Origin of the sequence: Rhodococcus sp. NPDC127593, assembly GCF_042671975.1 — a bacterium.
In the GTDB taxonomy this organism is placed as follows: Bacteria; Actinomycetota; Actinomycetes; order Mycobacteriales; family Mycobacteriaceae; genus Rhodococcus_F.
Genome location: NZ_JBHXWI010000017.1, coordinates 129,708 through 156,507, shown reverse-complemented (window position 1 = coordinate 156,507; position 26,800 = coordinate 129,708). Strand labels below are relative to the sequence as shown.

General features: G+C 67.2%; 27 protein-coding genes and 4 pseudogenes. 15 read left to right on the top strand and 16 right to left on the bottom strand.

Annotated elements, in window-relative coordinates; translation table 11 throughout:
• The first annotated feature begins 75 nt into the window (after positions 1–75).
• A complete protein-coding gene (locus tag ACFVJ3_RS17970; protein ID WP_378453303.1) occupies positions 76–1,605 on the top strand; it encodes a PucR family transcriptional regulator in 1,530 nt (509 codons plus the stop codon).
• On the opposite strand, the gene ACFVJ3_RS17965 is transcribed toward ACFVJ3_RS17970, so the two are convergent.
• Positions 1,570–2,994 carry a purine-cytosine permease family protein gene (locus ACFVJ3_RS17965; protein ID WP_378453302.1) on the bottom strand — a complete coding sequence of 475 codons (1,425 nt, stop codon included), beginning with the start codon at positions 2,992–2,994 and terminating at the stop codon, positions 1,570–1,572. The genes ACFVJ3_RS17970 and ACFVJ3_RS17965 overlap by 36 nt on opposite strands.
• Before the next feature lie 139 nt (positions 2,995–3,133).
• Between ACFVJ3_RS17965 and ACFVJ3_RS17960 the strand changes: the two are divergent.
• The 3 genes and pseudogenes from ACFVJ3_RS17960 (at position 3,134) to ACFVJ3_RS17950 (ending at position 5,375) form a co-directional block, all read left to right on the top strand.
• A pseudogene (locus ACFVJ3_RS17960) lies at positions 3,134–3,558 on the top strand (MerR family transcriptional regulator).
• Positions 3,555–4,568, top strand: coding sequence for an aldo/keto reductase (locus tag ACFVJ3_RS17955; RefSeq protein WP_378453301.1), 1,014 nt, complete (start codon positions 3,555–3,557; stop codon positions 4,566–4,568). Before ACFVJ3_RS17960 ends, ACFVJ3_RS17955 begins: the two are co-directional and overlap by 4 nt.
• A gap of 3 nt (positions 4,569–4,571) precedes the next feature.
• On the top strand, positions 4,572–5,375 hold the full coding sequence (locus ACFVJ3_RS17950; RefSeq protein WP_378453300.1) for an alpha/beta fold hydrolase: 804 nt from the start codon (positions 4,572–4,574) through the stop codon (positions 5,373–5,375).
• Between the two features lie 3 nt (positions 5,376–5,378).
• Here the strand turns inward: ACFVJ3_RS17950 and ACFVJ3_RS17945 are convergent, their stop codons facing one another.
• The 4 genes from ACFVJ3_RS17945 to ACFVJ3_RS17930 all read right to left on the bottom strand — a co-directional run bounded on the left by ACFVJ3_RS17945 (position 5,379) and on the right by ACFVJ3_RS17930 (position 9,194).
• Positions 5,379–5,756: a VOC family protein gene (locus tag ACFVJ3_RS17945; RefSeq protein ID WP_378453299.1), complete on the bottom strand. Its 378-nt coding sequence runs from the start codon at positions 5,754–5,756 to the stop codon at positions 5,379–5,381.
• A gap of 68 nt (positions 5,757–5,824) precedes the next feature.
• On the bottom strand, positions 5,825–7,063 hold the full coding sequence (locus ACFVJ3_RS17940) for an acyl-CoA dehydrogenase family protein (RefSeq protein ID WP_378453298.1): 1,239 nt from the start codon (positions 7,061–7,063) through the stop codon (positions 5,825–5,827).
• Between the two features lie 73 nt (positions 7,064–7,136).
• Positions 7,137–7,862, bottom strand: a complete 726-nt coding sequence (locus tag ACFVJ3_RS17935; protein WP_378453297.1) for an ABC transporter substrate-binding protein — start codon at positions 7,860–7,862, stop codon at positions 7,137–7,139.
• Between the two features lie 27 nt (positions 7,863–7,889).
• Positions 7,890–9,194, bottom strand: a complete 1,305-nt coding sequence (locus ACFVJ3_RS17930) for an alpha/beta hydrolase (protein WP_378453296.1) — start codon at positions 9,192–9,194, stop codon at positions 7,890–7,892.
• Positions 9,195–9,261: 67 nt separating this feature from the next.
• Here ACFVJ3_RS17930 and ACFVJ3_RS17925 point away from each other — a divergent pair, with 67 nt between their 5' ends.
• Positions 9,262–9,849: a phosphoribosylanthranilate isomerase gene (locus tag ACFVJ3_RS17925; RefSeq protein WP_378453295.1), complete on the top strand. Its 588-nt coding sequence runs from the start codon at positions 9,262–9,264 to the stop codon at positions 9,847–9,849.
• Position 9,850: 1 nt separating this feature from the next.
• Here ACFVJ3_RS17925 and ACFVJ3_RS17920 read toward each other — a convergent pair whose 3' ends face one another.
• From ACFVJ3_RS17920 to ACFVJ3_RS17900, 5 genes and pseudogenes are all read right to left on the bottom strand, one after another.
• Entirely contained in the window at positions 9,851–10,747 is an 897-nt protein-coding gene (locus tag ACFVJ3_RS17920; RefSeq protein WP_378453294.1) for an alpha/beta fold hydrolase, read from the bottom strand.
• A 31-nt stretch (positions 10,748–10,778) separates the two neighbouring features.
• Entirely contained in the window at positions 10,779–11,408 is a 630-nt protein-coding gene (locus tag ACFVJ3_RS17915) for an alpha/beta fold hydrolase (protein WP_378453293.1), read from the bottom strand.
• A 169-nt stretch (positions 11,409–11,577) separates the two neighbouring features.
• Positions 11,578–11,775 (bottom strand): annotated as a pseudogene (locus ACFVJ3_RS17910) (MFS transporter); the annotation flags it as partial.
• 168 nt (positions 11,776–11,943) lie between these two features.
• Positions 11,944–12,090, bottom strand: a complete 147-nt coding sequence (locus ACFVJ3_RS17905) for a hypothetical protein (RefSeq protein WP_378453318.1) — start codon at positions 12,088–12,090, stop codon at positions 11,944–11,946.
• A 418-nt stretch (positions 12,091–12,508) separates the two neighbouring features.
• Positions 12,509–12,619 (bottom strand): annotated as a pseudogene (locus ACFVJ3_RS17900) (LysR family transcriptional regulator); the annotation flags it as partial.
• Between the two features lie 128 nt (positions 12,620–12,747).
• Here ACFVJ3_RS17900 and ACFVJ3_RS17895 point away from each other — a divergent pair.
• The 7 genes from ACFVJ3_RS17895 to ACFVJ3_RS17865 all read left to right on the top strand — a co-directional run bounded on the left by ACFVJ3_RS17895 (position 12,748) and on the right by ACFVJ3_RS17865 (position 18,672).
• A complete protein-coding gene (locus tag ACFVJ3_RS17895; RefSeq protein WP_378453292.1) occupies positions 12,748–13,284 on the top strand; it encodes a hypothetical protein in 537 nt (178 codons plus the stop codon).
• Positions 13,285–13,341: 57 nt separating this feature from the next.
• Positions 13,342–13,548, top strand: a complete 207-nt coding sequence (locus tag ACFVJ3_RS17890; RefSeq protein ID WP_073362474.1) for a hypothetical protein — start codon at positions 13,342–13,344, stop codon at positions 13,546–13,548.
• A 31-nt stretch (positions 13,549–13,579) separates the two neighbouring features.
• Positions 13,580–13,735, top strand: coding sequence for a DUF6131 family protein (locus ACFVJ3_RS17885; protein WP_005263616.1), 156 nt, complete (start codon positions 13,580–13,582; stop codon positions 13,733–13,735).
• Positions 13,736–13,852: 117 nt separating this feature from the next.
• Positions 13,853–15,019 (top strand): dihydro-p-hydroxycinnamoy-CoA dehydrogenase, encoded by a 1,167-nt coding sequence (gene couH, locus ACFVJ3_RS17880; protein WP_378453291.1) that lies wholly within the window; start codon positions 13,853–13,855, stop codon positions 15,017–15,019.
• A gap of 126 nt (positions 15,020–15,145) precedes the next feature.
• Complete coding sequence (gene couT / locus ACFVJ3_RS17875; protein WP_378453290.1) at positions 15,146–16,474, top strand: p-hydroxycinnamate MFS transporter; 1,329 nt, start codon at positions 15,146–15,148, stop codon at positions 16,472–16,474.
• Between the two features lie 54 nt (positions 16,475–16,528).
• Positions 16,529–18,067: a p-hydroxycinnamoyl-CoA synthetase gene (couL, locus tag ACFVJ3_RS17870; RefSeq protein ID WP_378453289.1), complete on the top strand. Its 1,539-nt coding sequence runs from the start codon at positions 16,529–16,531 to the stop codon at positions 18,065–18,067.
• A 29-nt stretch (positions 18,068–18,096) separates the two neighbouring features.
• A complete protein-coding gene (locus tag ACFVJ3_RS17865; protein ID WP_378453288.1) occupies positions 18,097–18,672 on the top strand; it encodes a DJ-1/PfpI family protein in 576 nt (191 codons plus the stop codon).
• A 43-nt stretch (positions 18,673–18,715) separates the two neighbouring features.
• Here ACFVJ3_RS17865 and ACFVJ3_RS17860 read toward each other — a convergent pair whose 3' ends face one another.
• From ACFVJ3_RS17860 to couR, 5 genes and pseudogenes are all read right to left on the bottom strand, one after another.
• Complete coding sequence (locus ACFVJ3_RS17860) at positions 18,716–20,485, bottom strand: CocE/NonD family hydrolase (protein ID WP_378453287.1); 1,770 nt, start codon at positions 20,483–20,485, stop codon at positions 18,716–18,718.
• Positions 20,486–20,699: 214 nt separating this feature from the next.
• Positions 20,700–21,806 (bottom strand): annotated as a pseudogene (locus ACFVJ3_RS17855) (MFS transporter); the annotation flags it as partial.
• A 172-nt stretch (positions 21,807–21,978) separates the two neighbouring features.
• Positions 21,979–22,887 (bottom strand): LysR family transcriptional regulator, encoded by a 909-nt coding sequence (locus ACFVJ3_RS17850; RefSeq protein WP_378453286.1) that lies wholly within the window; start codon positions 22,885–22,887, stop codon positions 21,979–21,981.
• Positions 22,888–22,893: 6 nt separating this feature from the next.
• Positions 22,894–23,370 (bottom strand): DUF3237 domain-containing protein, encoded by a 477-nt coding sequence (locus ACFVJ3_RS17845; protein WP_378453285.1) that lies wholly within the window; start codon positions 23,368–23,370, stop codon positions 22,894–22,896.
• Between the two features lie 6 nt (positions 23,371–23,376).
• Entirely contained in the window at positions 23,377–23,817 is a 441-nt protein-coding gene (couR, locus tag ACFVJ3_RS17840) for a MarR family transcriptional repressor CouR (RefSeq protein ID WP_009478157.1), read from the bottom strand.
• 114 nt (positions 23,818–23,931) lie between these two features.
• Here couR and couN point away from each other — a divergent pair, with 114 nt between their 5' ends.
• The 3 genes from couN to couM are packed head-to-tail and all read left to right on the top strand — an operon-like array spanning position 23,932 to position 26,236.
• Entirely contained in the window at positions 23,932–24,843 is a 912-nt protein-coding gene (couN, locus tag ACFVJ3_RS17835) for a 4-hydroxyphenyl-beta-hydroxyacyl-CoA dehydrogenase (RefSeq protein WP_378453284.1), read from the top strand.
• Positions 24,840–25,730, top strand: a complete 891-nt coding sequence (gene couO / locus ACFVJ3_RS17830) for a 4-hydroxyphenyl-beta-ketoacyl-CoA hydrolase (protein WP_378453283.1) — start codon at positions 24,840–24,842, stop codon at positions 25,728–25,730. Before couN ends, couO begins: the two co-directional genes overlap by 4 nt.
• A gap of 32 nt (positions 25,731–25,762) precedes the next feature.
• Complete coding sequence (gene couM, locus ACFVJ3_RS17825; protein ID WP_144285422.1) at positions 25,763–26,236, top strand: p-hydroxycinnamoyl-CoA hydratase; 474 nt, start codon at positions 25,763–25,765, stop codon at positions 26,234–26,236.
• A gap of 53 nt (positions 26,237–26,289) precedes the next feature.
• On the opposite strand, the gene ACFVJ3_RS17820 is transcribed toward couM, so the two are convergent.
• Entirely contained in the window at positions 26,290–26,469 is a 180-nt protein-coding gene (locus ACFVJ3_RS17820; RefSeq protein WP_005243850.1) for a hypothetical protein, read from the bottom strand.
• Between the last annotated feature and the right edge of the window lie 331 nt (positions 26,470–26,800).

The following is a 26,800-nucleotide window of genomic DNA, read 5'->3' as shown; positions in this document are numbered from 1 at the left end:
CCACAACGGACACACTGTGGTAACGAACGGGCCTTAACCTGTACAGACTGTCCGCCTCCCGAGGAGGGTTCGACGATGTCGTTGACCGTGCGCGAGTTGCTCCGGAACCAGTTCTGCAGCGCGAACCCGCAGGTTCTGGCCGGGAAGGCGCAGCTCGGCCGCACGGTGCGCTGGGTGCATTCCAGTGAAATCTACGAGATCAGCCCGCTGCTGTCCGGAGACGAGTTGCTGCTGACCACCGGGCTGGGTTTGTCCGGTGTGGATCCCGGCACCCGCAGGCATTACCTCCGCGAGGTCGGGGAACGCAATGTTGCGGGCGTGGCGATCGAGCTGGGCCGGACGTTCGACGTCGTTCCGGGTGACATGATCGAGGAGGCGGCCGCCCTGGACCTGCCGCTGATCGCGCTCCGGACGGTGGTCCCGTTCATCGAACTCTGCCAGAACGCCAATACCGAGATCATCTCCCGCGAGGTGTCGGCCCTGCGGACCCAGAACGAACTGTCCCGCGTCCTGGAGGCGGAGTTGACGGCAGGCAACGGGGTGGCCCGATTGCTCGAGCGCATCAGCGAGGCGAGCGGCTGCCCGCTGATCGTCACCAGTGGCAGCGGGGCGCTGGTCGCGGCGCACGGCGTCGACGACGACCGCGCGGCCTGGGCGGCGGCCGACGCCGGAACCGTCACGGCCACCATCCATTCGCGCGACGGCGCGTGGGGGACGTTGACGGCCGGCCCCGGTTCCGCGATGGACTCATCCGTGTTGCGCGCCCTGCTCGAACGGTCCACGGCGTCACTGGGGCTTGCACTCACCTACTCCGGCAGTCTCGCGGGACGTCCCCAGCGTGCCGCGGCCGCGCTGGTGTCGGATCTGCTGGACCGCAGCGACGTTCGGCAGATCGACCTCATGGTGCGATCCGCCGCGGCGGGGTTCCATCCCGCGCCGGGCAACCGGGTGGTCGCGGTCGCCATCGACTCGCCGGGTTCGCGCATCGCGACCCGCTTGCTGGATTCGGCCGCCAAACTACTCGGGCAGCCGTGCCTGCGTGCGGAGGTGCACGCGAGCACGTTCGGCCTGATCGCGGTCCCCGCACCCGTGGTCGACCCGGTGGGGACTGCCGTCGACTGCTTTCAGGAATCGTTGGCGTCCAACATCACCGACGGGGTGACGGTGGTGGTCGGCGATCCGTGCGACTTCGCTCCCGGAGACGTCGGGGCCGCGCTGCACACCGCCCGCTCGGGACTGCGCCTCGCGATGTCTGCCCGGCGGTCGTGGTTGGCGGGACGGGTGGTGACGACGACGCGGGAGCTCGCCCCGGAACTCGCGCTCGACCGGCTACCTCCCGACGTCAGGGAGCGGATGGTCGCGACAACCATTGCGCCGCTCGTGGAGTGGGATCGAACCCATTCGAGCGACCTGGTCCGCACCCTGGAGGTACATCTTCGGCACGGGTGCAGCGCCACCAGTTCGGCGTCGGCGCTGCATCTCGGCCGGCAATCGATGTACCAGCGACTCGAGCGTATCCGGGCGCTGCTCGGATACGACCCGGGTTCGCCGTCGATGTACGGTTCGCTGCTACTTGCCCTGTGCGCCAACAGGTTGGCCACGTGAGATCTTCGCACCGTTGATCGCGAGGTAGAGCGCTCCGGCCAGCACGAAGCCGACGAAGAACGTGATGTCGCCGAATTCGGGTACCGCGCGCACCACGTAGCCGACGAACTTCTCCTGGTTGGAGAACAAGAGGACGGATCCGACGAGGGCGATCACGAAGGCAGTCAGCCCACCCCAGTTGCTGTACTCACGGTTGTACAGAAGGTTGTCGATCCGCTGTCCGCGGCGCAGATACTGGTCAGCGAACATGATGCCCAGCCACGGTCCGATCCAGTAGGCGACGATGAGCAGGAAGGCCTCGTAGCTCGCGGCGGCGTCGGCGAGCGCCCACCACGCCACGAGGAAACCGACGATTCCGAACATCATGGTGACCACCGCCCGCTGCGTCTTCAGCGGCAACTTCAGCCCGATGGTCACGAAGGCCATCGACCCGGAATACACGTTGAGGGCGTTGGCGGCGACCGCACCGAGTGCGATGGCGAGCAGCGTCAGGTTTGCCAGTGCCGAGGGAAGATTCGCGGTGAAGGCGTCGGTCGGGTTGTCGGATGCCGGTGCGCCGATCGTCACGGAGGCGGCGCCGACGACCGACAGTGCGACGCACGAGACGAACAGTCCGGCCGCGGCGAACAAGCCGGTGCGGACCCTCGACACGGTGGCCGGCAGATACCGCGTGTAGTCGGCGGCGTACGGCGTCCACCCGGCCGCGTAGCCGAACGCCGTTCCGACGGTGAGGAGGAACCCGCCCATTCCGCCGACACCACCCTCGACCGCGGGGGCGCCCGGGTTCGACTTCGCGAGTACCACCGCTGCGGTGATCGCGAAGATCACGGCCAGCACGGGGAACGCGTACCGCTCGAACGCCTGGACCAGGTTGTGCCCGAAGAACGCGAACACGGTCTGGATGACGACGATCACGAGCAGGGAGGGCAGGGGCGCCAGACCGGTCAGCGTGTTGAGTGCGAATGCGCCGCTGACGCTGTTGGTGGCGAACCAGCCGACGCCGCACATGATCGACATGAACGCCGACGGGAGGGCGTTGCCCCAATAGCCGAAGCCGAGGCGTCCGAGGACCATCTGCGGAACGCCGTGCAGGGGACCGCGCGCGGACAGAACGTAATGCGCGGCGGCCCCGAGACCCGTGCCGAGGACGAGCCCGAGCGTCGCCTGCCAGAACGTCATCCCGAACACCGCCACCGACAGGACCCCGATGAAGATCGTGGCGAACTCGAGGTTCGGCGACATCCATGTCCAGAAGAGTTGGCGTGGAGTTCCGTGGCGGACCTCGTGCGGAATGAACTCGTTTCCGCCCGGTTCGACGGCCAGGACGCGGTCGCCGTACTCGCGTTCGGCAGCGGTCGCATCGCTGGTGGTGCCCTCGGTAATTGCCATAGAAGCACTGTGTTCGCCCAGGCCGGCGGCGACAACCGACAATGTGTCCGTCAAACGGGCTCTCGGTGCGGACAGATCGACGAGACGTAGTCGCCCCGGGTCTTGCGTTGGAGTGCACTCCAGGTCGTACGGTTCAGTCATGGCCACCCAGTTGGAGCAGTCGACCGGAGCGTTCGTGAGCATCTCGGAAGTCGCGGCGATCACGGGCCTCACGCAGGACACCCTGCGCTGGTACGAGCGCGAGGGGATGATCCCCAGAATCGCGCGGGGTTCGGACCGCCGCCGCCGCTACAGCGAGCGGGACGTGCGACTGATCGAACTACTGGTGAAGCTGCGGACCACGGGCATGCCGACCAGTGACATGCAGCGATTCGCGGTGCTACTGGCCGGGGCGCCGAGACCCACGAGCGGCGGTTGTCGTTGCTGCTCGCGCACCGCGAACGCATCCTCGCCCAGCAGGCGAGGCTCGACGACGCCCTGGCAGCCCTGGACACCAAGGTCGATCATTACCGGGCCCTCATCGCGGGCACCGACCGTGCCCGACAACGAGAAGGAGAAGCATGACGGACATCGGTACGACAACCCTGGGTGACTCGCTCACCGTCTCCGACATGGGTTTCGGAGGAATGGCTCTCACACCCGTCTACGGCGGGGTCGAACCGGAGAAGGCTCTCGCGACACTGCATCACGCGGTGGATCTCGGAGTGAGCTTCCTCGACACCGCCGACGTGTACGGGGCCGGCGACAACGAGCGGTTGATCGCGCAGTTGCTGAAGGATCGGCGCGAGGAAGTCACGTTGGCAACCAAGTTCGGGATCCTGGGGGATCCGAGGAAGCGGAGCGAGGGTGGCGCCTCGACCCGCGGCGACCGCGCCTACGTCCACGAGGCGGTGGACGCCAGCTTGCGCCGGCTCGGTATCGACACGATCGACCTCTACTACCTGCACCGCCCCGACCTGTCGGTTCCGATCGAGGAGACCGTCGGTGCGATGGCCGAACTGGTGGAGGCGGGCAAGGTGCGGCACCTGGGGCTGTCGGAGGTGACCGCCGGAGAGTTGGAGGCCGCGCACGCGGTGCATCCCATCACGGCCGTCCAGTCGGAATGGAGCATCTGGAGCCGCGACGTCGAGGCACGGATCGTGCCGGCCACGGCCGCACTCGGAGTCGGATTCGTCCCCTATTCGCCGCTCGGCCGAGGGTTCCTCACCGGAACCGTCACCGACCTAGATAACCTGGTGCCCAACGACTTCCGGCGGACACTTCCGCGGTTCGCGGAGGGCGCGCTGCAGCGGAACCTCGGTGTGGTGGAGGCGGTGAATTCGGTCGCAGGCGACCTTGGTGCCACGCCCGCACAGGTTGCGCTGGCGTGGCTCTACGCGCAGGGTCGCGCGTTCGGACTGCCGGTCGTGCCCATCCCCGGAACCCGCAGTGCGGAACGGGTGACGGAGAACGCCGGTGCTCTCGGTATCGAACTCGATGCGGCGCAGCTGGCTGTGCTGAACTCGGCGCGGGACCACGTCGCGGGTGCGCGTTCGGAGGATCTGCAGTGGGTGTCGGAGGGCCGCGAACTATGAGTGATGCAGACTGGGCGGGTGCAGCACGCTACCAATCCCGTCGACGGCGTTCGGATCGCGTACAAAACCGTCGGCGACGGGGAGCCTCTCGTTCTCATTCACGGCACGGCCCTCTCCCACGCGATCTGGCGCGGTTTCGGCTACGTCGCCGCGCTGCGCGATCGGTACCGGCTGATCCTGGTCGATCTGCGGGGCCATGGGCGCAGCGACAAGCCGCACGACGAGAGCGCGTACGCCATGGATCTGGTAAGCGGCGACGTCTTGGCGGTCCTCGACCACCTGGAGCTGCCCAGCGCGCACGTGCTGGGGTATTCGCTCGGCGGCCGGGTCGCGCTGGCCTTGGCGGTCGGGGCGCCCGAACGGCTGGAGAGCCTGATCGTCGGCGGGGGCAGCAGCCGGCCGCAGGCCGGCGCGTTCGACCGCCTGTTCTTCCCGGGCTGCATCGACGTCCTCGAACGGGACGGCATGGATGCGTTCCTGGGGCAGTGGAATGCCCGGCGCTCGTGGCCGATCGATGCCGGCACCCGGGCCGCGTTCACGGCGAACGACGCGCAGGCGCTCGCCGCGTACATGCGGCGTTCCGGTGTGGAGCCGGGAGTGGACGACGACGTCCTGCGCGGGATCGCCGTCCCCACCCTGTTGTTCGTCGGCTCGAACGACGCCGAGCGGATCGGCGACACCCAGCGGGTGGCGGCACTGATTCCCGGTGCGTCGCTGACGATCCTGCCCGGTTTCGACCACTCGACGGCCGTGGCCGCGAGTACCGAAGTACTCGCGGCCGTCGAGCCGTTCCTCGCCTCGGTGTGACCGCTACACCCACTCGACGAGCTGGATGATCACCCCGTTCGGGTCGCTCATCTGGAAGTAGCGTTCGCCCCACGGCTCGGTTTCGATGGGCGTCACGATCGGGACGCCCTCCGCCTGCAGTCGCTCGTATTCGCCGTCGATACCGTCGACGACGAGCGCGATCAGCAACCCCTGGCCGGCGTCGCCGGCGATCCGCGCGGGCTTGAAGGTCTCCAGTCCGGTCTTCAGGAAGACCAGATTGAAGCCGACGTCCGCACGCTTCAGGGACACGAAGCCCTCGGCGGCCATCTCCTCGACGAAGCCCAGGTGGGACTTGGCGAAATCGGCCGACGCACTCGGGTCTGCGACGTTCAGGGACAGTGCGCTCGCGGTGACCTTCACGGTGTTCCTTTCGTTGACGACACCCCACTAACGTACGCCGTACGACATTTGTTCCCGAGCGCCCCGCGTCACATCGCCAGCAGGCCCTTCGCGATGTGGGTCACCTGGATCTCGTTGCTACCGGCATAGATCATCAGCGACTTCGCGTCGCGTGCGAGTTGCTCGACCCGGTACTCGGCCATGTACCCGTTGCCGCCGAACAACTGCACCGCCTCCATCGCCACCTCCGTGGCCGCCCGCGAGGAGTAGAGCTTCATCGCCGACGCCTCCGCGAGGCTCACCTGATCGCCCGCCGCGGTGCGCTCGATGGCGGAGAAGACCATGTTCTGCACGTTGATGCGGGCGATCTCCATCTCGGCGAGCTTGAGCTGGATGAGCTGGAACTGGGCGATCTCCTTGCCCCACAGCTTGCGGGACTTGGCGTAGTCGACGCACAGCCGGTGACACTCGTTGATGATGCCGAGCGACAGCGACGCGATGCCGATCCGTTCGGCCGCGAAGCTCTCCTTCGCGCTGGACTTGCCGTCGGACTTGCCGCCGTCCTCCGTCTCGCCGAGCAGACGGTCGCGGGTGAGGCGCACGTTGTCGAAGAACAGTTCTCCGGTGGGCGAGGAGTTCATGCCCATCTTCTTGAACGGCGCCCCCTGGGTGAGCCCCTCCATACCCGAGTCGAGGACGAACGCGAGAACCTTCCGGTCGCGGCGGTCGACGGACGAGTCCCCCTCGTCGAGCTTCGCGTAGACGATGATGACGTCGGCGTAGGGACCGTTGGTGATGAACGTCTTCTGCCCGTTGAGGATGTAGTCGTCGCCGTCGCGGCGCACGTACGACTTCATGCCGCCGAACGCGTCCGAGCCGGAGTCGGGCTCGGTGATGGCCCAGGCTCCGACCTTCTCGAACGTGACCAGTCCGGGCAGCCACCACTCCTTCTGCGCGAGCGTTCCGCGACTGCGGATGGTGCCCGCCGCCAGCCCGAGGCTCACCCCGAGCGACGCGACGAGGCCGAGGCTGACGCCGGCCAGCTCGGCGTTCATGATGACGCCCATGCTGCCCGCACCGCCGAGGCCGCCGGACTTCTCCTCCTTCGCGCCGGACGCGGCATCCCCGCTGCGCTCGCGGTCCAGCGATTTCGTCAGCGCATCGCGGGCCATCTCGTCCAGGCCGAAGGTGGCGAAGAGTTTGCGGATGATGTCGAACGGAGGCAGCTCGCCGGTCTCCAACTTGTCGACGTGCGGTCGAATCTCCTTGTCGATGAAACCGCGGATCGCGTCGCGGAACATCAGGTCGGTATCTGACCACTCATACATGCCGGGCACTCCAGTCACTGAGAGACAAAGGGTTGCCGCAAATATAGAACACGTTCCTATTCTTGGACAGGTGTCATGACGGGCCACCTCCCGTTTCACCGATGTCGAGCCACTCCGACCTCAGCCGGTCGAGGGTGCCGTCCGCGGCCAGGGTGCGCTGCGCCGACTCGATGCGTTCGAGCAGCGCGTGATCACCCCTGCGGACGGCGACGGCGATCTCCTCGCGGGAGATTCCCCGTTCGACCACTTCCACGTGCGGGCCGTCCCGGACGAGCCAGGTGAGGACAGGCGCGAGTTTCATGACGGCATCGCACCCGCCCGAGGACAGGTCGTCGAGGGCCTGCCCGATCCGGTCGTACGCGTAGACCCGGATCGCGCCCACGCGGCCCTCCGCGACCAGCTTCTCCACGATCGGCTGACTGGTGTTGCCGTGCTGGACACCGACGGTCAGACCGCCCAGGTCGTCCACCCCGCGCACTCCCGGATGCCGCGAGGTGTCGACGGCGAGGGACTGACCCGACACGAGGTACGGAGCGCAGAAATCCGCGCGCGCCCTCCGCTGCGGCGTCACGGTGGTTCCCGAGGCGATGCAGTCGAATTCACCGTCCGCCAGCGCATCGAAGATGCCGTTGAAATCGGTGCCCCGGTACGGGACCAGCGACCATTCGAGGCCGAGGACCTGCGCGACGGCCCGCGTGAACTCGACATCGAAACCCGCCGGAGCGCCACCGTCCCGGAACTCGAACGGCGGGTCGGGCAACGCCGAACCCACCCGCAGGTCCCCCGCTGCCGCCGTCATCTCATCCCTCTCCGCCGTGACGAGCGCCTACGCGCCGATCAGCCCCAACCGCTGTGCCAGCCAAGGCATTTCCTTCTCCAGTCCGGCCGACCACACGGCGAAGCTGTGCCCGCCCGACACTTCCACGTACTGCACGTCCATGCCCGCGGCCTTCGCGGCCTGGTAGACCTTCTGGGCCCCCGGCTTGTAGGCGTCGTCGTCGCTGCCGATCACGAAGACCCCCGCCGAATCCGGGTATTTCTTCGACGCCATCAGATCGAGCGGGTTGACCCGCTCGAACGCCGCCTCGTCACCGCCGAATCCGTCGTCGAGGGTGCGCTGGTGGTCGCCGAGCGTGGGTTCTTCCTGACCCGAGATGTCGAGGAACGTCGGGTACACGTCGGGATAGTTGGTGGCCATCTGCAGCGAACAGGTGCCGCCGTAGGAGAGGCCGCCGATGGCCCACGCCTCGGGGTCCGGATTCACCTGCAGGTTCGACTTCACCCACGACGGAACGTCCTTCGCCAGATACGTGGCCACGTTGCCCAGCTTCGAATCGACGCACAGGGGGTTCGCGATCTGCGAGCCGGTGCCGTCCGCCACCACGACTATCGGAGCCAGTCCCCCATGTTTCGCGGCGAACTCGTTCATCGTGGTGGCGAGCTTGCCTCCGGCGAACCAGTCCTCCGGCGAACCGGGCTGGCCGGCCAGCATCACGAGCACCGGCAGCAGGGGACGCGGGTTGGCGAAGTAGGCGGGCGGAAGGTAGATCTCGGCGTCGCGGGCGGCGAACCCCGACTCCGTTCCGGGGATGGCCGCCGTCAGGACCCGCCCCTCGCTCGGCATTCCGGGCGGGGCGGTCCACGACGCGTCGAGAGGTGTTCCCGTCACCACGTTCTCGGTGGCGCTGCCGAGGTCGTTCATCTGAACCCGGTCGAACGGCTCCGCCCCGAAAGCCGTGCCCGCCGTGGGATAGGCATCGAACACCAGGTTGATCTGCGTCGCGGACGCGAGAATCACGGCGAGTACCGCGAGAACCGACACGACGGCGGCTTTCACCGTCCGGCCGACGCGGATCCGCGGCACGAGCAGGACGATCGCGAAGAGCCCCAGACCGATCCACACGTAGATGGAAATCTCGATGGGGTCGGGGAACGGCCGGAGCACCTTCTCGACCATCACGTACAGAACGACGGTGACGACCACCGACACGGCCAGGCAGATCGGAATCGCTTTTCTGCGGTACCAGGGGGCGCGGGCGGCGAGCAGCCACACGCCGCCGAGCACACCGATCACCGTGAGGATCCAGGGCAGAGGCCCTGAGATCACGCTGAGGTCGCTGAGCCATTCCACGTCACGAAGCCTAGAGCGCGAACCCGCACTGCGTCGGCGACTCGGAGCGACCGGTAAAATTGCCGGGGTGACATTCATCAAGGTGTGCGGTCTGCGAGACGAGGCCTCCGTCGATCTGGCCGTGCGCCTCGGCGTCGACGCCGTGGGTTTCGTGTTCGCCGACAGCGTCCGCCGGATCTCCCCCGAGGATGCCGCGCCGCTGGTCCGCCGGGTCACCGGTTCCACGGTCGCGGTGGGTGTGTTCAAGGGGAGCCCCGTGCGGGAGGTGATCGAGGTCGCCGCCGCGGCAGGTCTCGGAACCGTCCAGGTGCACGACCTGAAGTCCGCCGACGACGTGGCCCGGCTGCGGGAGGCGGGGCTCGGCGTGATCCGTGCCGTGGTCGCCGGTGACACGTCGGGCGATTTCGGCGCCGACCGCATCCTGGTCGACGGGGCGACCGCCGGGGCAGGCGTGCCCTGGGACTGGGCGAGCCAGAGCCGACCAGACGGCGAGTGGATCCTCGCCGGCGGACTTCATCCCGGCAATGTGCGGGCCGCCGTCGACGCGACCGGCGCATGGGGTGTCGACGTGTCGAGCGGCGTCGAATCCTCGCGGGGTGTGAAGGATGCGGCGCTGATCGAGCAGTTCGTCGCCGCCGTCCGATCCGGCGACTGATTCAGCCCGGCATCCCGGCCACGGAATCTTCCACGTCCCACGACGCGAGCACCGTCCGGATGCCCACGACCAGCGCGAGCGGCTGGTCGATCATCACGTGGTGTCCGGCGTCGGGGATCTCGACCACCACAGCGGTGGGCCCGAATCGGCGGCGCATGCCGTCCATCATGGCGTCGGTGACGATGCCGTTCTCGGCGCGGAAGTAGGCGATGCGGCAGCGTGGGTCGGATCCGCCCAGGTGATCACTGCTGTGGCGCGCGAAGAACGTGGAGTCGAACTTCCACGACCAACCGCCGTCCACCTCCTCCATCGAGTTCTCGGCCACGTGACGCAGGACCGCGGGCACCGCAGTGTCCTGCGGCGGGACGAACCGGAACCGCTCGAGCGCCTCGGCCCTGGACGGGTAGACCTTCTTCGGACCGAAGGCACGCTGCTTCCGCGCTTCCTCCTCCTCCGGTGTGCGGGCGAGGACGGGCGAATCGATCAGCTGGACACCGGCGAGATCCTCACCGAACAGCTGCGCGGCCACGTAGGACACCATTCCGCCCATGCTGTGCCCGACGAACACCGGCGCTCCCGAGATGCCCGCCGGCTTCGCCACCGCCAGGGCTTCCTCCGCCCACTGCTCCAGGCCGTACTCCGCGCGCCGGTCGCTGTCGCCGTGCCCGGTCAGGTCGAGTGCGACGACGCGACGGCCCGTCGCCAGCATGGGTGCCACATGGTCCCACCACCGGCTGTGGGCGGCGCCGCCGTGAACGAGCACGATTCCGGGTGAGCCCGACGGCCCCCACGCACGGTAGTGGACCTGTGCACCGGCGACGTCGACCCGGCCGATGTCGACCGGCGACGCCAACGCCGTGGTGAACCAGTGGGGCGCGTCCGTCTGCACGTTGCTCATTCACCGAACATACCGACCACGTGCGGCCGCCCTACAGAAGGTCGAGCATGGCCGTGACCGCCCGTTCGACCACCGGGAACTTGTCCGCGGCCAGATCGTGGCGGGCGCCCTCGAGTTCGACGAGCGTCGTCGGTGCGGGGATCAGTTCGAGTGCCGACCGCATTTCGCCGGTGGTCGCGAACGGGTCCTTCGAACCGTGCACCACCACGGACGGGGTGCGGAGACCGGGCAGGTGCTCGGTGCGGAGCTTCTCCGGCTTGGCCGGCGGATGCAGCGGGTACGATAGCAACAACAGGGCGTCGACGAGACCCGGTCGCTCCGAGGCGAGCATGGACGCCTGCCGCCCGCCGTACGAGTGCCCGCCGGCCCACACCGGCGCCGTCACCAGCTCCCGCATCGCGGCCACCGCGGCCGCGATGCCATCCCGATCCTCGGCCGCCCTCGACGGGTGCGGCGGGCCCGACGCGCGGCGCTGACGGAAGGGGAGATCGAACCGCAGGACGACGACCCCACGCTCGACGAACCCGTCCGTCACGGCACGCAACAGCTTTGTGTCGCAGTCACTTCCCGCTCCGTGAGTCAGGACCAGCCCCGCCACACCGTCACCCGCGGGGCGGTGGAGATGTCCGCGCACACCGTTCCGTTCCAGCAACTCGCTCATGCGATTCACGGTAACGGAATGCCGGGCTACTGCGGGGCGAGCAACTCCGCCAGTTCTTCGCACAGCTGGTTCGCGAGCTCGCTGGCGCGAGGCACGACCCATGCTCCCGAAGTAGAGAACGAACGCGGCGACGGCGCCGACGATTTCGGCGAGATACACGGGCGGCGGCCCCGACCGGGCGGGCGTTGTACCCGACGCCGAATGTCGCCGGTGCCGCCAACGTGCCGGTCGCCGGACTCTCCGACGGAAGGAAGACCGTCGGGAAGATCAGGGCGGCCGCCGACCCGTAGATGAAGAAGTCGTAGTGCTCGACGAGGCTGCCGGGGAAACTTGCGAAAGCCGCCTTGCGGGGCTGACGCACGGGCACGCTCGCCAAACACGTTCATCACGGTCCAAGATCAACTTGGCATACTTTCGATAAGATCTGCTTGTCGAACTCGTCGATCGTCGGCATGAGCTCCTCCGCGAGCGCGAGGATGGTCTCTTGCAGCGGTGTCAGGGGCCTGTCGGCCCACGCCGCCCGCCAACAGTGCGGTCAGCGTGTTCCATCGGACGTTTCCTGCGCGATCTCCGGTGTGAACCCCGCGGCGTGGCACGCAGCCGGCACGCCCGGACGGAGAGTGGATCCCGAAGCCGCAGGGTTGGTGACGAACGGATCGTCGCGCGGTTCGGACGGCGAGATCTCCGAGCGTTTCGCCAGGGGATGGTCGGCATAGAGCAGCGCCCCCCAGTGGTTCGATCGAGATCACTCTCGTCCGGATCTCGGGATACGACAGCGCCGCCGAGACGAAACCGAGATCGAGCTTGCCGGAATAGATGTCGTCGAGGATCAGCCCGCTCGGTCTCGCCCCGTCGAGAACCAGCTCGAGTTTCGGATATCTCTTGCGCACGGTGCGGGCGAACAGAGGCGGTTTCGACTGGCCGTAGGCACCGCTGAATCCGACACGTACGCGGCCCTCCTCAGCGGGATCGGTCACCGACGCCGACTGCTCGGCCCAGGCAACGGCTTTCAGCGCGGCCCGGCAGGGCTCGAGAAATCGCTCGCCCGCGGCGGTCAGCCGAATCGGTCGCGTACCGCGGTCGAACAGCTTCACTCCGAGATGCCTCTCCAGCTGCTGGATCTGCTGGCTGGCCGCGGGCTGGGCTATGCGCAACGACTCGGCGGCCCGGCCGTGGTTCGACACCTCGGCTACCGCGAGGAACGCGCGCATCCAGCGGATCTCCATGCTCGCACCCTGATGTCGTGCCGAAATTCGACGGTTGATTGCGATTGGCTCTCGGTCTGTTTGCCGGGTTTCGGCGCGGGGTACTTTAAAAACACAACCGCTGGGAGCAACCAATGGACACCATGACTGTCATCTGGATCATCGTCGCGATCGTCGTCGTTCTCGCCCTGATCGCGCTGGCCGTTGCGGCATCGCGCAAGCGGAACGACCGCAACCGTCAGCAGGCCGACAGCATCCGCGCGAAGGCGCAGGAGCAGACGTCCGTCGTCGAGAAGCGCGAGGCGATCGCAGAGGAGACTTCGGCCAACGCCAGGAGGGCCCAAGCAGAAGCAGAGGCCAAGGCGGCAGAGGCCAAGAGACTGCAGGTCGATGCGCAGACGCACAAGAACACGGCGACCACGTCTCGTGACGACCTGAAGCACGAGTGGCAGCGGGCCGACGAGCTCGATCCCGACGTCAAGAAGACGGACACTCCGCCGAACGATGCCAGGGCCACCGACGCCCGAACCACCGGAACGGGGCCCACTAATGCCCGGGCCACCGACGCCCGAACCACCGATGCAGGTCCCGCCAACGCTCGCCCAAACGGCACGGACTCCACGAATACCCATGGAGCACACGCGAAGCCGACCGACACGTCGTCGACATAGCGTTCGAGTTCGACACGTGCACCGGACTGGCACCGGTGCCCACACGGGAGGTCGGAAATGCGTATCGGACGGCTCGTGACGCTCATCGTGATCATCTGGCTGATCATCGGCGCGGTTGCCGTGTGGCAGCGCGGTTACTTCAAGGACGCCACGGCCGATTGCGCCAGCGCCGGAACGATCGCGGTCACCGTGCTCGCCGGCCCACTCAACTACGCGGGCGTGAACCCGAAGATCGATTGTGAAGTGCCGCAACCGAGTCAGTAGTTCCAGACCGTCAACCGAAAGAGGGAAGACCGTGATCGTTCTCGGTATCATCCTGCTCGTCATCGGCCTCGTCGCGGGGATCTCGATCCTCACGACGATCGGAATCATCCTCCTCGTCATCGGCCTCGTGCTTCTGCTGCTGGGTACGACGGGTCGCGCGGTCGGCGGGCGGAAGTACTGGTATTGACACCGGCGCTCAGCGGCCGGACAATCTCAATCATTGACATTATCAATGATTGATAGATAGGTTCCTTTCGGGTATGCACGCGTGCGTCGCACGCGTTGCCGACGAAAGGAACCTTGCATGTCTTCGGTTGCACTGGAACGGACCATCTTCGACGCCGATCACGATGCGTTCCGGGAAACGGTGCGCCGGTTCGCCGAACGTGACGTGGCCCCGCATCTTCGCGACTGGGCCGATGCGGGACAGGTCGACCGGGACGTCTACCGTCAGGCCGGAAAGCTCGGGCTCCTCGGGATCAACGTCGAGGAACGATTCGCCGGCGGCGGTATCGACGACTTCCGTTTCAACGCCATCGTCATCGAAGAGCTCTGCCGCGTCGGGGCCCCCGCCGTGGTGATGGGCCTGTCGGGCATCAACGACCTCGTCACGCCGTACCTCGTCTCGCTGGCGAACGAGCAGCAGAAGCGTCGGTTCCTGACGCCCTTGTGCACCGGCGAGAAGATCGGCGCCATCGCCATGACCGAGCCGGGCGCGGGTAGCGACCTGGCCGCGATCTCCACGACCGCCCTTCCCGACGGGGACCATCTGGTCCTCAACGGCACCAAGATCTTCATCAGCAACGGAATGCTTGCCGACTTCGTGATCGTCGTGGCCAAGACGGATCCGGCAGCGGTCAAGAAGGGCGTGAGCCTACTGGTGGTCGAACACGGGACGGCCGGCTTCACCCGCAACGGACCACTGCACAAGGTTGGCCTGACCGCGCAGGACACCGCCGAACTGGTATTCGACGACGTCCGAGTCCCCTGCGAGAACGTCCTAGGCGAACTGAACGACGGCTTCGGCTACCTGCGCCACAATCTGCCGCAGGAACGCCTCAGCGTGGCCGTCACGTCCATGGCGTCGATGCGACGCACGTTCGACCAGGCCCTGACGTACAGCTGCGACCGCACGGCGTTCGGCCAGAGGGTGGCCGACTTCCAGGCCAACCGCTTCTACCTCGCGGAACTCGCCACCGAGATCGAGATCGCGCAGTGCTTCACCGACCGCTGCATCCTCGACGCCGCACACGGCACGCTCGACGAGGTAACCGCGGCGATGGCCAAATGGTGGATCACCGAGCTGCAGCAACGCGTCGTCCAGCGCGCGGTCCAACTGCACGGCGGCTACGGATACATGCGCGAGTACGACGTCGCCCAGGACTACCTCGACTGCCGCGGCGGGCCGATCTACGCCGGCACCACCGAGATCATGAAGGAAATCATCGGGCGCAAGCTCACGCGTGCCTGATGGGTGGATTACCACAGAAGCGTTGGCGATCTCTTCCATTGACAAGTTCAATGATTAATGTTTAATTGTGATCCGCGCTACACACGCGATCCGCTCTGTTGTCCCACGCTCGGCCAAGGAGTATCGATGACGGTCACCGCCACCGCCGGCACCATGCCGGCCACCCAACGCAAGAAGGAAGTTCGCAGGGTGATCCTGTCGAGCTACCTGGGCAGCACCATCGAGTTCTACGACTTCCTGCTCTACGCCACCGCAGCGTCCCTCGTGTTCGGACCGGTGTTCTTCGCCGATCTGGACCCCCTGGCCGCGAGCATCGCGTCGATGGGAACGTTCGCCGCCGGCTACGTCGCGCGCCCCCTGGGCGGAATCGTCTTCGGTCACTTCGGCGACACCCGCGGCCGCAAGGCCATGCTGCTGATCTCGATGACCGTCATGGGTACCGCGTCGTTCGCGATCGGGCTCATTCCCCCACCGGAGATGATCGGCTCCTGGGCCGCGGTGATCCTCGTCATCCTCCGCGTCTGCCAGGGACTCGCCGTCGGCGGCGAATGGGGTGGCGCAGCGCTGATGTCGCTCGAGCACGCCGAATCCGGCAAGCGCGGTTTCGCCGCAGCGTTCACCAACGCGGGCGCCCCGACCGGCGCACTGCTCGGCACGCTCGCGCTGGCGGCCGTGTCCCTCCTCCCCGACGAGCAGTTCCTGACGTGGGGCTGGCGTATCCCGTTCCTGATCTCCGCGTTCATGCTGGCCCTCGGCCTGTTCATCCGGTCCAAGGTGTCGGAGAGCCCGCTGTTCACGGCGGCGCTGAAGGAATCCGCGAAGAAGGAGACCACCCCGCCTATCGTCACCATCCTGAAGCGGCCCCGCGCGGTCGTCGTGGCATCGATGAGCTGCATCGCGAGCTTCGGAATGCAGACCGCATTCACCACATTCGCCATCACCTACGCCGTGTCGAGCGGCGCCCCGCGGTCCGACGCGCTGCTGGCGTTCTCCTTCTGCCAGTTCTGCGCGATCTTCCTGGTCCTCGGATCGGCGCGACTGTCCGACCGGATCGGCCGCCGACCGGTCATGCTCGCGGGACTCGGCGCGATGATCCTCAGCGTCTACCCACTGTTCCTGCTGCTCAGCACGGGACAGTTCCCGTTCATCGCGCTCGCCTTCGTCGGCTACACCATCTGCCACTCGGCCACCTACGGTCCGATGGCCGCGTTCATCTCCGAGCAGTTCGGCACCCGGGCGCGCTACACCGGAGCCTCGCTCGGATACCAGCTGGCCACCCTCATCGGCGCGGGATTCACCCCCGTCATCCTGGCGTCGCTGTTCGCGTCGTCCGGCAAATCGATCCTCCCGGTCGGGTTGTTCATCATCGCACTGTGCGTGGTCAGCGCCGTCTTCCTCGTCGCGACGAAGGAGAGCAAGGACAACGACCTGAGCGCCGACACCCCGTCGGCCTGACACACCACCCCGCCACAAGCTCGAGAGTAGTTTCGAAGACAACGAGGAGTCACCATGGACAACGAAGGCATCGGCTCGTGGCTCGAGCGCCGCATCACCATGACACCGAAGAACGAGGCGCTCGTCTTCGACGGACAGGCCGTCACGTACGAGGAGATGGCCCTGCGGACACGACGGCTCGCGCACGGTCTGCGCGCCCTCGGCGTCGAGAAGGGTGACTGCGTCGGCTTCTTCGGTTTCAACGACCCGGCGGCGCTCGAGGTGATGTTCGCGGCCGGGCTGCTCGGCGCCACGTATCTCCCGCTCAACGCACGCCTCACCGCCGAGGAAGCGCGCTACGTGCTCGGCGATTCACGCTGCACCACAGTGATCTTCGGCGATCAGCAGGCCGACGTCGCGCAGGAGCTGGCGCAGTCGGACACCCCCGTCACCACGTGGATCGGCCTGGGCGGCTCGTGGTCCACCCTCACGTACGAGGGCGTGCGGGCCGGGCAGCCGGACACCCGCATCGACGAGCACGTGGGCCTCGACGACCTGTCCGTGCTGATGTACTCGTCGGGCACCACCGGCGCACCGAAGGGCGTCATGCTCAGCCACGGCAACATGCTGTGGAACGCACTGAACCAGCTTCTCGCCCAGGACATGACGTCGAAGGAACGCACACTGTCGGTGGCGCCACTGTTCCACATCGGCGGGATCGGCGGCGCCGTCACACCGACGCTGCTCAACGGTGGCACCGTGGTGCTGCTGCGCAAGTTCGATGCCGGCGTCGTCCTCGACACGATCGAGAAGGAACGCATCACCACGTTCTTCGCCGTCCCCACCATGATCCAGGAACTCTGGCACCACCCCCGATTCGCGGACGCCGACCTGTCCAGCCTGCGGGCCATCTGCGTCGCGGGGGCTCCGCTGCCCGAAGCGTTGATCTCCCCGTGGCAGGAGCGCGGCGTCGCGATCGCGCAGGCGTACGGCCTGACTGAAACCGCGCCGTCGGTGACCATGCTGTCGAGTGCGGACGTGCGCGACAAGATCGGTTCCGCCGGCAAGCGGACGTTCTTCACCGACGTCGACGTCGTCCGCCCGGACGGGTCGAGCGCCGAACCGAACGAGATCGGCGAGATCGTCGCCAAGGGCCCGAACGTGATGCTCGGCTACCTGAATCAGCCCGAGGCGACTGCCCGCACGATCGTCGACGGCTGGCTGCACACCGGCGACGCCGGATACTTCGACGACGAAGGCTTCCTCTTCATCTGCGACCGCTACAAGGACATGTACATCTCGGGCGGCGAGAACGTCTACCCCGCCGAGGTCGAGGCCGCGCTGCTGAGACTGGAGGGCATCCGGGAGGCGGCGGTGATCGGCGTCCCCCACGAGAAGTGGGGTGAGACCGGTATGGCCTTCGTCGTCGCCGCCGACGGCACGGTACTCGACGGGGAGACGGTGCGTGCCCGGCTGCGAGAAAAGCTCGCGGGGTTCAAGATTCCCACGTTCATCCAGATCGCGGAGGCACTCCCCCGCACCGCCACCGGCAAGATCCGCAAACCCGACCTGCGAACCTCCGCCCGTGAGTACTTGTTAACCGCGGGCGGTTGACAAGTACTCACGGGCGGTAGCATTTCGGGGTGAAGCACATCGGGATCGTGTTGTTCGACGACGTCGAGGAGTTGGACGCCGTCGGACCGTGGGAGGTGCTGTCCGCGTGGACGCGCATGTACCCCGACGACGGATACGCGGTGTCCTGCCTCTCCGCGTCGGGCGGAAGTGTGCAGTGCGCCAAGGGCCTCGTCCTGGGCGCTCATCATTCCCACGCCGACGCGCCGCCGCTCGACGTGCTGATCCATCCCGGCGGTCAGGGCACGCGGCCACAACTGCTCGACGACGCCCATCTCGACTGGGTGCGTCGGCAGCGCGCCGACGTTCCGTTGATGACCAGCGTGTGCACGGGTTCCCTGGTCTACGCGAAAGCCGGCCTGCTGAAAGGCAGGCCGGCTACGACGCATTGGGCGTCACTGGCATTGCTGGCGGAGATCGACCCCACCATCGACGTGCGGCCGGACGATCGGTTCGTCGACGACGGCGACGTGATCACCTCGGCCGGTGTCTCCGCGGGTATCGACATGGCACTGCACCTCGTCGCCCGCTTCGCCGGAGCGGAGCGGGCGCGCGACGTGCGTCGATACATCCAGTACGAGCCGTGAGTACTTGTTAACCGCGGGCGGTTGACAAGTACTCACAGGCGCGTCAGCGCACCACGGAGAGCAACACGCGACTGGGGTAACGCGGTCCCGTATGCACGGTCTGGTGCGCCACCACGAACTCTGCGGAGCCGAAGGCGGATTCGCCCGTGTTGAGGTTGCGGTCCCAGCGGGGATGGTTGCTGGACGTCACCTGGACCCGGATCCGCTCACCCGGCTGGAAGGTGACGGCCGTGGACCACAGGTCGATCGCGTACTCGTACACCTCCCCGGGCACGAGCAGGCTCGGTTCGGTGGACGTGTACGTCCCGGGGGTCCGGTAGGAGTCGCGGTAGCGGGCCCGCACCATGCCGTCGGTGAGCGTGATCGACGTGCCGTCCGCGGTCACCCGGCACAGTCTCACGACGAAATCGGTGTCGACCGCGCTGGACGACGCGAACAGTGTCGCGGACACTCGGCCGATCACGGTCAACGGCTCGGTGAGTGCGGCACCGGTGAACACGAGGACGTCGTCGCGGGATTCGACGCGGCTCTGTTCCAATGCGCCGGGCGCGAACGTTCCGGGCATCATGGTCGCCCCACCGACCGTCGGCACAGGATCCGCCGGGTCGTAGTCGTATTCGAAACGTCCTTCGGTCACCTCGGGGTCCGCGCCGAGGGTTCCGCCGGGAGCGAGGAAGAGTTCGGCCGTCCGCGCGGGTTCCGGGAAACGGTCGTACGTCCGCCACCGGTTCTCACCCATCACGAAGATCCGGACCCGGGGCATGGCGGGTTCCTCGTCGCCGAGCACCGACGCGTACCACTGCGCGTGAACCGACGACAGGTCCTGACCCGAGTCGAGCACCGCCTGGTTCGCGGGACTGCCGAACACGACCGACCCACCGAGCCCGGAGAAGTTGGTGTGACTCCAGGGGCCCACGATCAGGTACGGCGCGGGGGCCGCCCCGGAATCACTTTGTGCCAGTTGGCCGAAGTACTGGTCGAGGGTGCTGTTCACGAAGATGTCGTACCACCCGCCGATGTGCAGTGAGGGAAGGTCGACGGCCCGGTCGCTGGCGCTGTCCCACAGGTCCCGGGTGGGGTGATCGATCGGGAATCCGAGCGATTCGACGATCGGCGACGCGAAGAACGCCGGGGCGTCGACGGCCATGTCGCGGACGGGCAGGGTGTCGAAGAACGCGTCCTCGGACATCGCCCGATCGATCCGCGCCCACGACTTCCATTCACCCTCCGCGCGTGCGGGATCGGTCCCGGAGAGTCTCGCGATCTCGGCCGGTCCGGCCGACAGGTGCCCCCACCCGAGCCGGGCACCGAATTCCACCGCGCCGCCGCGCACGAGCCCACCGGACCGCGCATTGCCGCCGGCGGAGATGCCCGGGGCGATGCCGCGCAGGGCGGGCGGCTTCTCCTGGGCTGCACGCCACTGGGTTTCGGCGAAGTACGACCGTCCCCACATGCCCACGGCGCCGGTCGAGTAGGGCAGTGCGGCGGCCCACTGCACCGTGTCGTAGCCGTCCGGACCTTCGTTCTCGGACGGTACGAACTCGCCGTCCGAACCGAACCTGCCGCGGACGTCCTGCATGATCACGACGAATCCGGCGGCCGCGACTGTGGTGGGGTTGAGGTATCCCGAGTTGACGGACAGGTCGCGGCCGTACGGGGTGCGGGTGAGCAGAACCGGGAAGCGTCCGGATCCGGCCGGGCGGTACACGGTCGAGCGCAGAACCACCCCGTCCCGCATCGTCGCCTCGACATCGTTCTCGATCAGTACATCGTGTTTCACAGGTTCGGTCACTTTCGACGGGAGTTCGATCATTTGCCGAGGTCGGTGGTGCTGATCCGGTAGGTTTCGCGGACCGTGAGCGTGGTGAGTGCACTGACCAGGCAGCAGCACGCGGTGAACACGGCCACCGGTATCCAGCCGTTCGGTCCGGGCCGGACGAGGGCCGCGGCGATGGTGGGGCGAATCCGGTGGCCACCAGCGCCAGCTGCCCCGAGATCGCCATCCCCGAATACCGGATGCGCGTCTCGAACATTTCGGCGTACAGCGCGGGACCGACGGCGTTGACGAGCGAGTAGCCGGCCACCATCACGACGCACGCCGTGATCAGGATCAGGGCCGTCGAACGCTGGCTGACCGCCCAGAAGAATCCGGAGATGGCGACCGCGCAGACGAGGTTGCCGGTGATGAAGATCGGCTTGCGTCCGATCCGGTCGGCGAGGATCCCCGCGGCGGGCTGGGCCACGAGCGCGAGTGCGGCGGTGAGCACGGTCGCGCCGACCATGACGGTCCGGGACACACCGGCCTCGTGGGTGCCCCACGACAGGGCGAAGGCGCTGAAGATGGTGGACACCACCGCGAACAGTCCGCAACCCACGACCCGCAGCACGCTCGGCCAGTGGTCGCGGAAGATTACCTTCGCCGGCATCTCCTTGGGCTCGTCGCTCGACACGGCCTCCTCGAACACCTCGCTCTCGGGCAGCATCCGGCGGATCACGAGCCCGGCGAGTGCGACGAAGAGGCTGAGCAGGAACGGGATACGCCATCCCCAGCTGAGGAAGGCGTCCTCGGGCAGTCCGGAGAACACGAGGACGACCAGCGATGCCAGCAGCATTCCCGCGGCGGCGCCGGTGTTCACCCAGCTGGCCGCGAGCGCCCGGCGATGGGCGGGTGCGTGTTCGAGCGCCAGGGACGCGGCTCCCGCCGACTCGCCCGCCGCCGACGCACCCTGGACGGCCCGGAGCAGTACCAGCAGGATCGGCGCCGCGACGCCGATCGCCCCGTACGTCGGCAGGCAGCCGATGAGCGACGTGGCCACGCCCATCATCACGAGCGTCACCACCAGCATCCGCTTACGGCCGAGCGTGTCCCCGAAGTGCCCGAAGACGAGGGCCGCGAGAGGTCGGACAACGTAACCGATCCCGATGGTCGCCATCGACACGATGGTGCCCCAGAACGAACCGAGATCCGGGAAGAACAGGGTGTTGAACGCGAGCGCGGAGAAGGATGCGTAGATGAAGAAGTCGTAGTACTCGAGTGTGCTGCCCACGAAGGAGGCCAGGGCTGCCCGGCGCGCGTGGGGCGAGCGGACGCTCGTGTCGGCGCGTACGGCGCGGCCGTCGAATGTGGAAGTCATGTGGTTCCTACCTGAATGTGAAGGGCATCCGGGAGTTCGGAGAGGCCTCGAGGCGGGTGCGGCACCGGGGATCGGAGTTGTCCAGGTCACATCCGCTGCCGCCGGGGGAGACTCTGCCAAAGAAACCGATCACCGTCCAAGAGCAGTATCGGCACCGATTGATAAGCGATCGTTATTGAACGTCGGGGACGGCGTCCGGCGACGGCAGCACCTCGGCGGCGAGGTCGAGAACCGTCTGCACGACGGGCGACACGGGACGGTCCGACCAGGCCAGCGCGGCCCGGACTTCGTATCGGCCGGTATCGAGGGGAACGAGCACCACCCGATTGGGATACGTCTGCACGTCACCCGGCACGAGCGCCACACCGACCCCCGCCGCGACGAGGGCGGTCAGCACGATACCGTCGGTGGTCTCCTGCACGATGTTCGGCGTGAACCCGGAATCCCGGCACGCGGCGAGCAGATCGCGGCGGAGCGTCGATCCGGTAGCGGCGGGATTCGCGACGAACGTTTCGTCGCGCAGTTCCGCGAGGTCGATCGACTCCCGTTCGGCGAGTGGGTGATCGCTGGGGAGCAGCGCACTGAGGTACTCCACCGAGATCTGCCGCGTGAGCACATGGGGGTGGGACACCGCGTCCGAGACGATGCCGAGGTCGAGTTGCCCCTCCCAGATTTGTTCGAGGATCTGCCCACTGACCGTCGCCCCGTCGAGGACGAGATCGATCAGGGGGTACCGACGGCGCACCGACCGTGCCAGAGAGGACAATTCGGTCTGCCCGTAGGCGCCGCTGAAACCGACCCGGACGCGACCCTCGACCGCCGGATCCGCGATCACCGCGGCATCGACGGCGCGATCGATCCCGGCGAGCGCGTCCTTGCACGGCTGCAGGAAGCGCTCCCCCGCCGCGGTGAGCCGGACCGATCGCGTGGTGCGGTCGAACAGTTTCACTCCGAGGCGCTTCTCGAGTTGCTGCACCTGCTGGCTCACGGCCGGTTGCGCGATGTGCAGCACCTCGGCCGCCCGGCCGTAGTTGAGTTCTTCGGCGACCGCGACGAACGACTTCATCCAGCGGATTTCCACGGCCGGTCAGTCCACCACGAACACCGTGAGGCGCACCTCGCCGGGAAGGCGCTCGCCGGTGCCGACGAGGATCCGCGAGCGCAGCCACGACCACCGGCCCTCGGCGGCAGTGAGCCGTGGTGTGCAGCGGAAGTAGATGCGCTCGGGTGGGACGGGCTCGCCGTCGACCAGCCGGGCGATGTCTTCCGCGGTACCCGAGCGAAGCCCGAAGTTGGTGACGTAGATGCGGTCGCCGTCGTCGGTCTCGATGGCGTACTTGGCCTCGAGTTCGGTGAGCGTGGGCGAGCTGAGCAACTGGAAGTCCGCCCCCACCGGCAACACGGTGCCCCGCAGCTCGGGGCCCTCGACCCGGCCACCGACGATGGGGATGATGCGACGTGCGCCTTCGGGCGTGGACCCGATCTCCACCGGCTCGGCAACCTGTACGACGAACGTGGCGAGAAACGACATGCCGGGCGGGGCCGGTGCAAGAAGGTCCGTCATCGCGCCCTACTCGACGAAGGTGGGAAAGGCGATGCTCTGCAACGTGTCCCGCATCTGATTGACGACCGTGTCGGGGATGCCCTCGAAGTAGCGTCCGTGAGCGGCGTCGACACGCGCCTTGGCGTCGTCGCGGAGCCGGCGCCCTTCCTCGGTGGCCGCGATCAGTTTGTTGCGGCGATCCGAGGGGTCGAGGGTGCGCACGACGAGTCCGCGTTCCTCGAGTTCGTCGACCAGCCCCACGATCTGACTGGGATCGAGACCCATGGTGGCGGCCACCCCGCGCTGGTTGACGCCCTCGGCCTGTTCACAGGCGAGGACCAGGACCGAATAGGAGCGCACTCGCAGACCCGTGGGAACGAGGGCTTTGTTCACCGCGCCCAGCACCATTCCGCCGACGCGCGAGAGCAGGAACCCGATGTCGTCTGATAACGCCTGCGACTCCGCCATGCGACGACCCCCTTCTGATGACTGCCGGTAGAGTAGCAGATCTTAATCATTGACATTCTCAATCATCAATGATTACGTGTGATTCAGCGAACACGACCTTAGGAGAATCACGACATGGACCTCAGCAACAAAGTCGCCGTCGTCACCGGCAGCGGACAGGGCCTCGGACTGGCATACGCCAAGGACCTGGTGCGGCACGGCGCCGCGGTCGTGATCAACGACGTCAACCAGGCCACCGCCGACGCCGCCGTCGCCGAGATCACCGCCGCGGGTGGCCGGGCCGTCGCCGTCGTCGCCCCGGTCGGCAGCACCGAGACCGCCCAGCAACTGGTCGCCGGCGCGGTCGACGCGTTCGGACGCCTCGACGTCATGGTCACCAACGCCGGCATCCTCCGCGACAAGGTGCTGTGGAAGATGACCGACGACGACTTCGACGCCGTGGTGGGCGTTCACCTGCGCGGCACGTTCACGTGCGTCCGCGAAGCCGTCCTGCGCTTCCGCGAGCAGGGCGACGGCGGTCGCATCATCTGCATCGGCTCCCCCGCCGGCCAGCGCGGCAACTTCGGGCAGACCAACTACTCGGGCGCCAAGTCCGGCATCGTCGGCATGGTCCGCACCTGGGCGCTGGAACTGCAGCGCGCGGGCATCACCGCCAACGCCGTCTGCCCCGTCGCCGCGACCGCGATGACCGAGACCGTCCCGTTCCTCGCCCCCTACATCGAGGGCATGAAGAACGGCGAGCCGCTGCCCGACACCATCCGCCGTGAGGTGGGGATGGGCACCCCCGAGGATGCCGCAGGCATCATCTCGTTCCTCGCGTCCGACGCGGCAGCCGCGATCACCGGGCAGGCCTTCGCCGTCGGTGGCGACCGCCTCGCGCTGTGGTCGCACCCCGACCTGACCGCGGTCGAGTACCACGACGGTGGCTGGTCGGCCGACGACATCGCCGCCCAGTGGACGGCCGCGTTCGGCGAGTCCGTGCAGTCCGTCGGCGAGGAGTTCCCCGAGGAGCTGATGGCGAAGTGAGCCGCTACGAGTACGGCATCGACTTCGACAAGATCGACGCCATCGACATCCATACCCACGTCGAGATCGACGGCTGCGGCCACCGGTCCCTCGACGACGAACTGATGGCCGCCTCGGAGAAGTACTTCAAGTCCGGCGAGGAACGCACCCCGTCCATCGACGCGATCGCCGACCACTACCGCTCCCGCAACATGGCCGCGGTCGTGTTCACCGTCGACGCGGCCTCGGCCAGCGGACACCCCACCAACTCGGTCGAGGAAATCGCCGAGGGCGCGGCCCGCCACAACGACGTCCTGATCCCGTTCGGATCCGTCGACCCCTGGCAGGGCAAGGCCGCCGTGCGGCGCGTCCACCGACTCGTCGACGACTACGGCGTGAAGGGGTTCAAGTTCCACCCCAGCATGCAGGGCTTCGAACCGAACGACCGGCGGTTCTACCCGCTCTACGAGGCCATCACCGAGGCCGGGGTCCCCGCCCTGTTCCACACCGGTCAGACCGGGATCGGTGCCGGCCTGCCGGGCGGACACGGCATCAAACTGCGCTACTCCGACCCGATGCTGCTCGACGACGTCGCGGCCGACTTCCCCGACCTCACCGTGATCATGGCCCACCCGGCCGTGCCGTGGGTCGACGCGCAGATCTCCATCGCCACCCACAAGGCCAACGTCTTCATCGACCTGTCCGGGTGGTCGCCGAAGTACTTTCCGCCGCAGCTGGTCAAGGCCGCCAACAGCATGCTCCGGCACAAGGTGCTGTTCGGCTCCGACTTCCCCGTCATCCAGGTCGACCGCTGGATCAAGGACTTCGAGAACCTCGACATCAAACCCGAGGTCGCGCCGCTGATCTTCAAGCAGAACGCGCTGCGCGTCCTCGGCATCAAACACTGACCCGGCCCCACCGAACCACCAGGAGACCTATCGTGACCACCGCAACCACCACCCGGGTCGCCACCCTCGCCGACCTCGCCGCACTCGAAGGCCAGCCGCTGGGCACCAGCTCGTGGATCGACATCCCGCAGCAGCGGATCAACACGTTCGCCGACGCCACCGACGATCACCAGTGGATCCACGTCGACCCCGAGCGCGCCACGGCGGAGAGCCCGTTCGGCGGGCCCATCGCACACGGCTACCTCACGTTGTCGCTGATCATCCCCATGTGGGACGAGGTTTTGACCGTCGACAGCGTGACCATGGCCGTCAACTACGGTCTCAACAAGGTCCGATTCACCAACCCCGTACCCGCCGAGGGACGCGTCCGGCTGAACGCGACGCTGCAGTCCGTCGAGGAACTGCCCAAGGGTGGCGTCCAGGTGACCGTCGCCGGGCAGATCGAACTCGAGGGCAGCGAGCGTCCCGCGGTAGTCGTCGAGGCCGTGTACCGCTTCTTCGAGTGACCTGCCCTGTGAGTACTTGTTAACCGCGGGCGGTTAACAAGTACTCACAGCTGCTATTCGGGAGCCTGATCGTCGGGCTCGACCTGTTCCGCCTGCTTCCGCTCGGACGCGTTGCCTGCAATTCCCTTCGCCTCGCGCTCGGCCACCAGCCGGTCTTCCATGTCGTCGACGAGGTCTGCGATCCGCTGGTGCTCGGGGAGGTGCTGATCGTGTCGATCCGAATTCGCCTTCATCACGCTCCTTCCGCTGGGTGCGACGTGCCGGAAATCCTGCGACTTCCGGACGCACCATTCGAACTGTACGCCGCGGGCCCGGCCGAAGCGGGCATTCGCGGCGGCACGAACTGGACGCCCGTCTTTTACACATTTTCGACCGTCGGTGAAAGCTGTTGCCGAACACCGTCTTACGAGCGCTCGGTACTCCAATGTCGCACTGCGCAACCTCATTTCGTCTTCGCCGCGGGTCCTCCACCGCTGCCGGGAGGCGACGAATTCGATGCACAATCGACACCGTCTCGCGAGTACCCGCAGCCGGCACCTCGTACTCTGGACCGGGTACCACCCG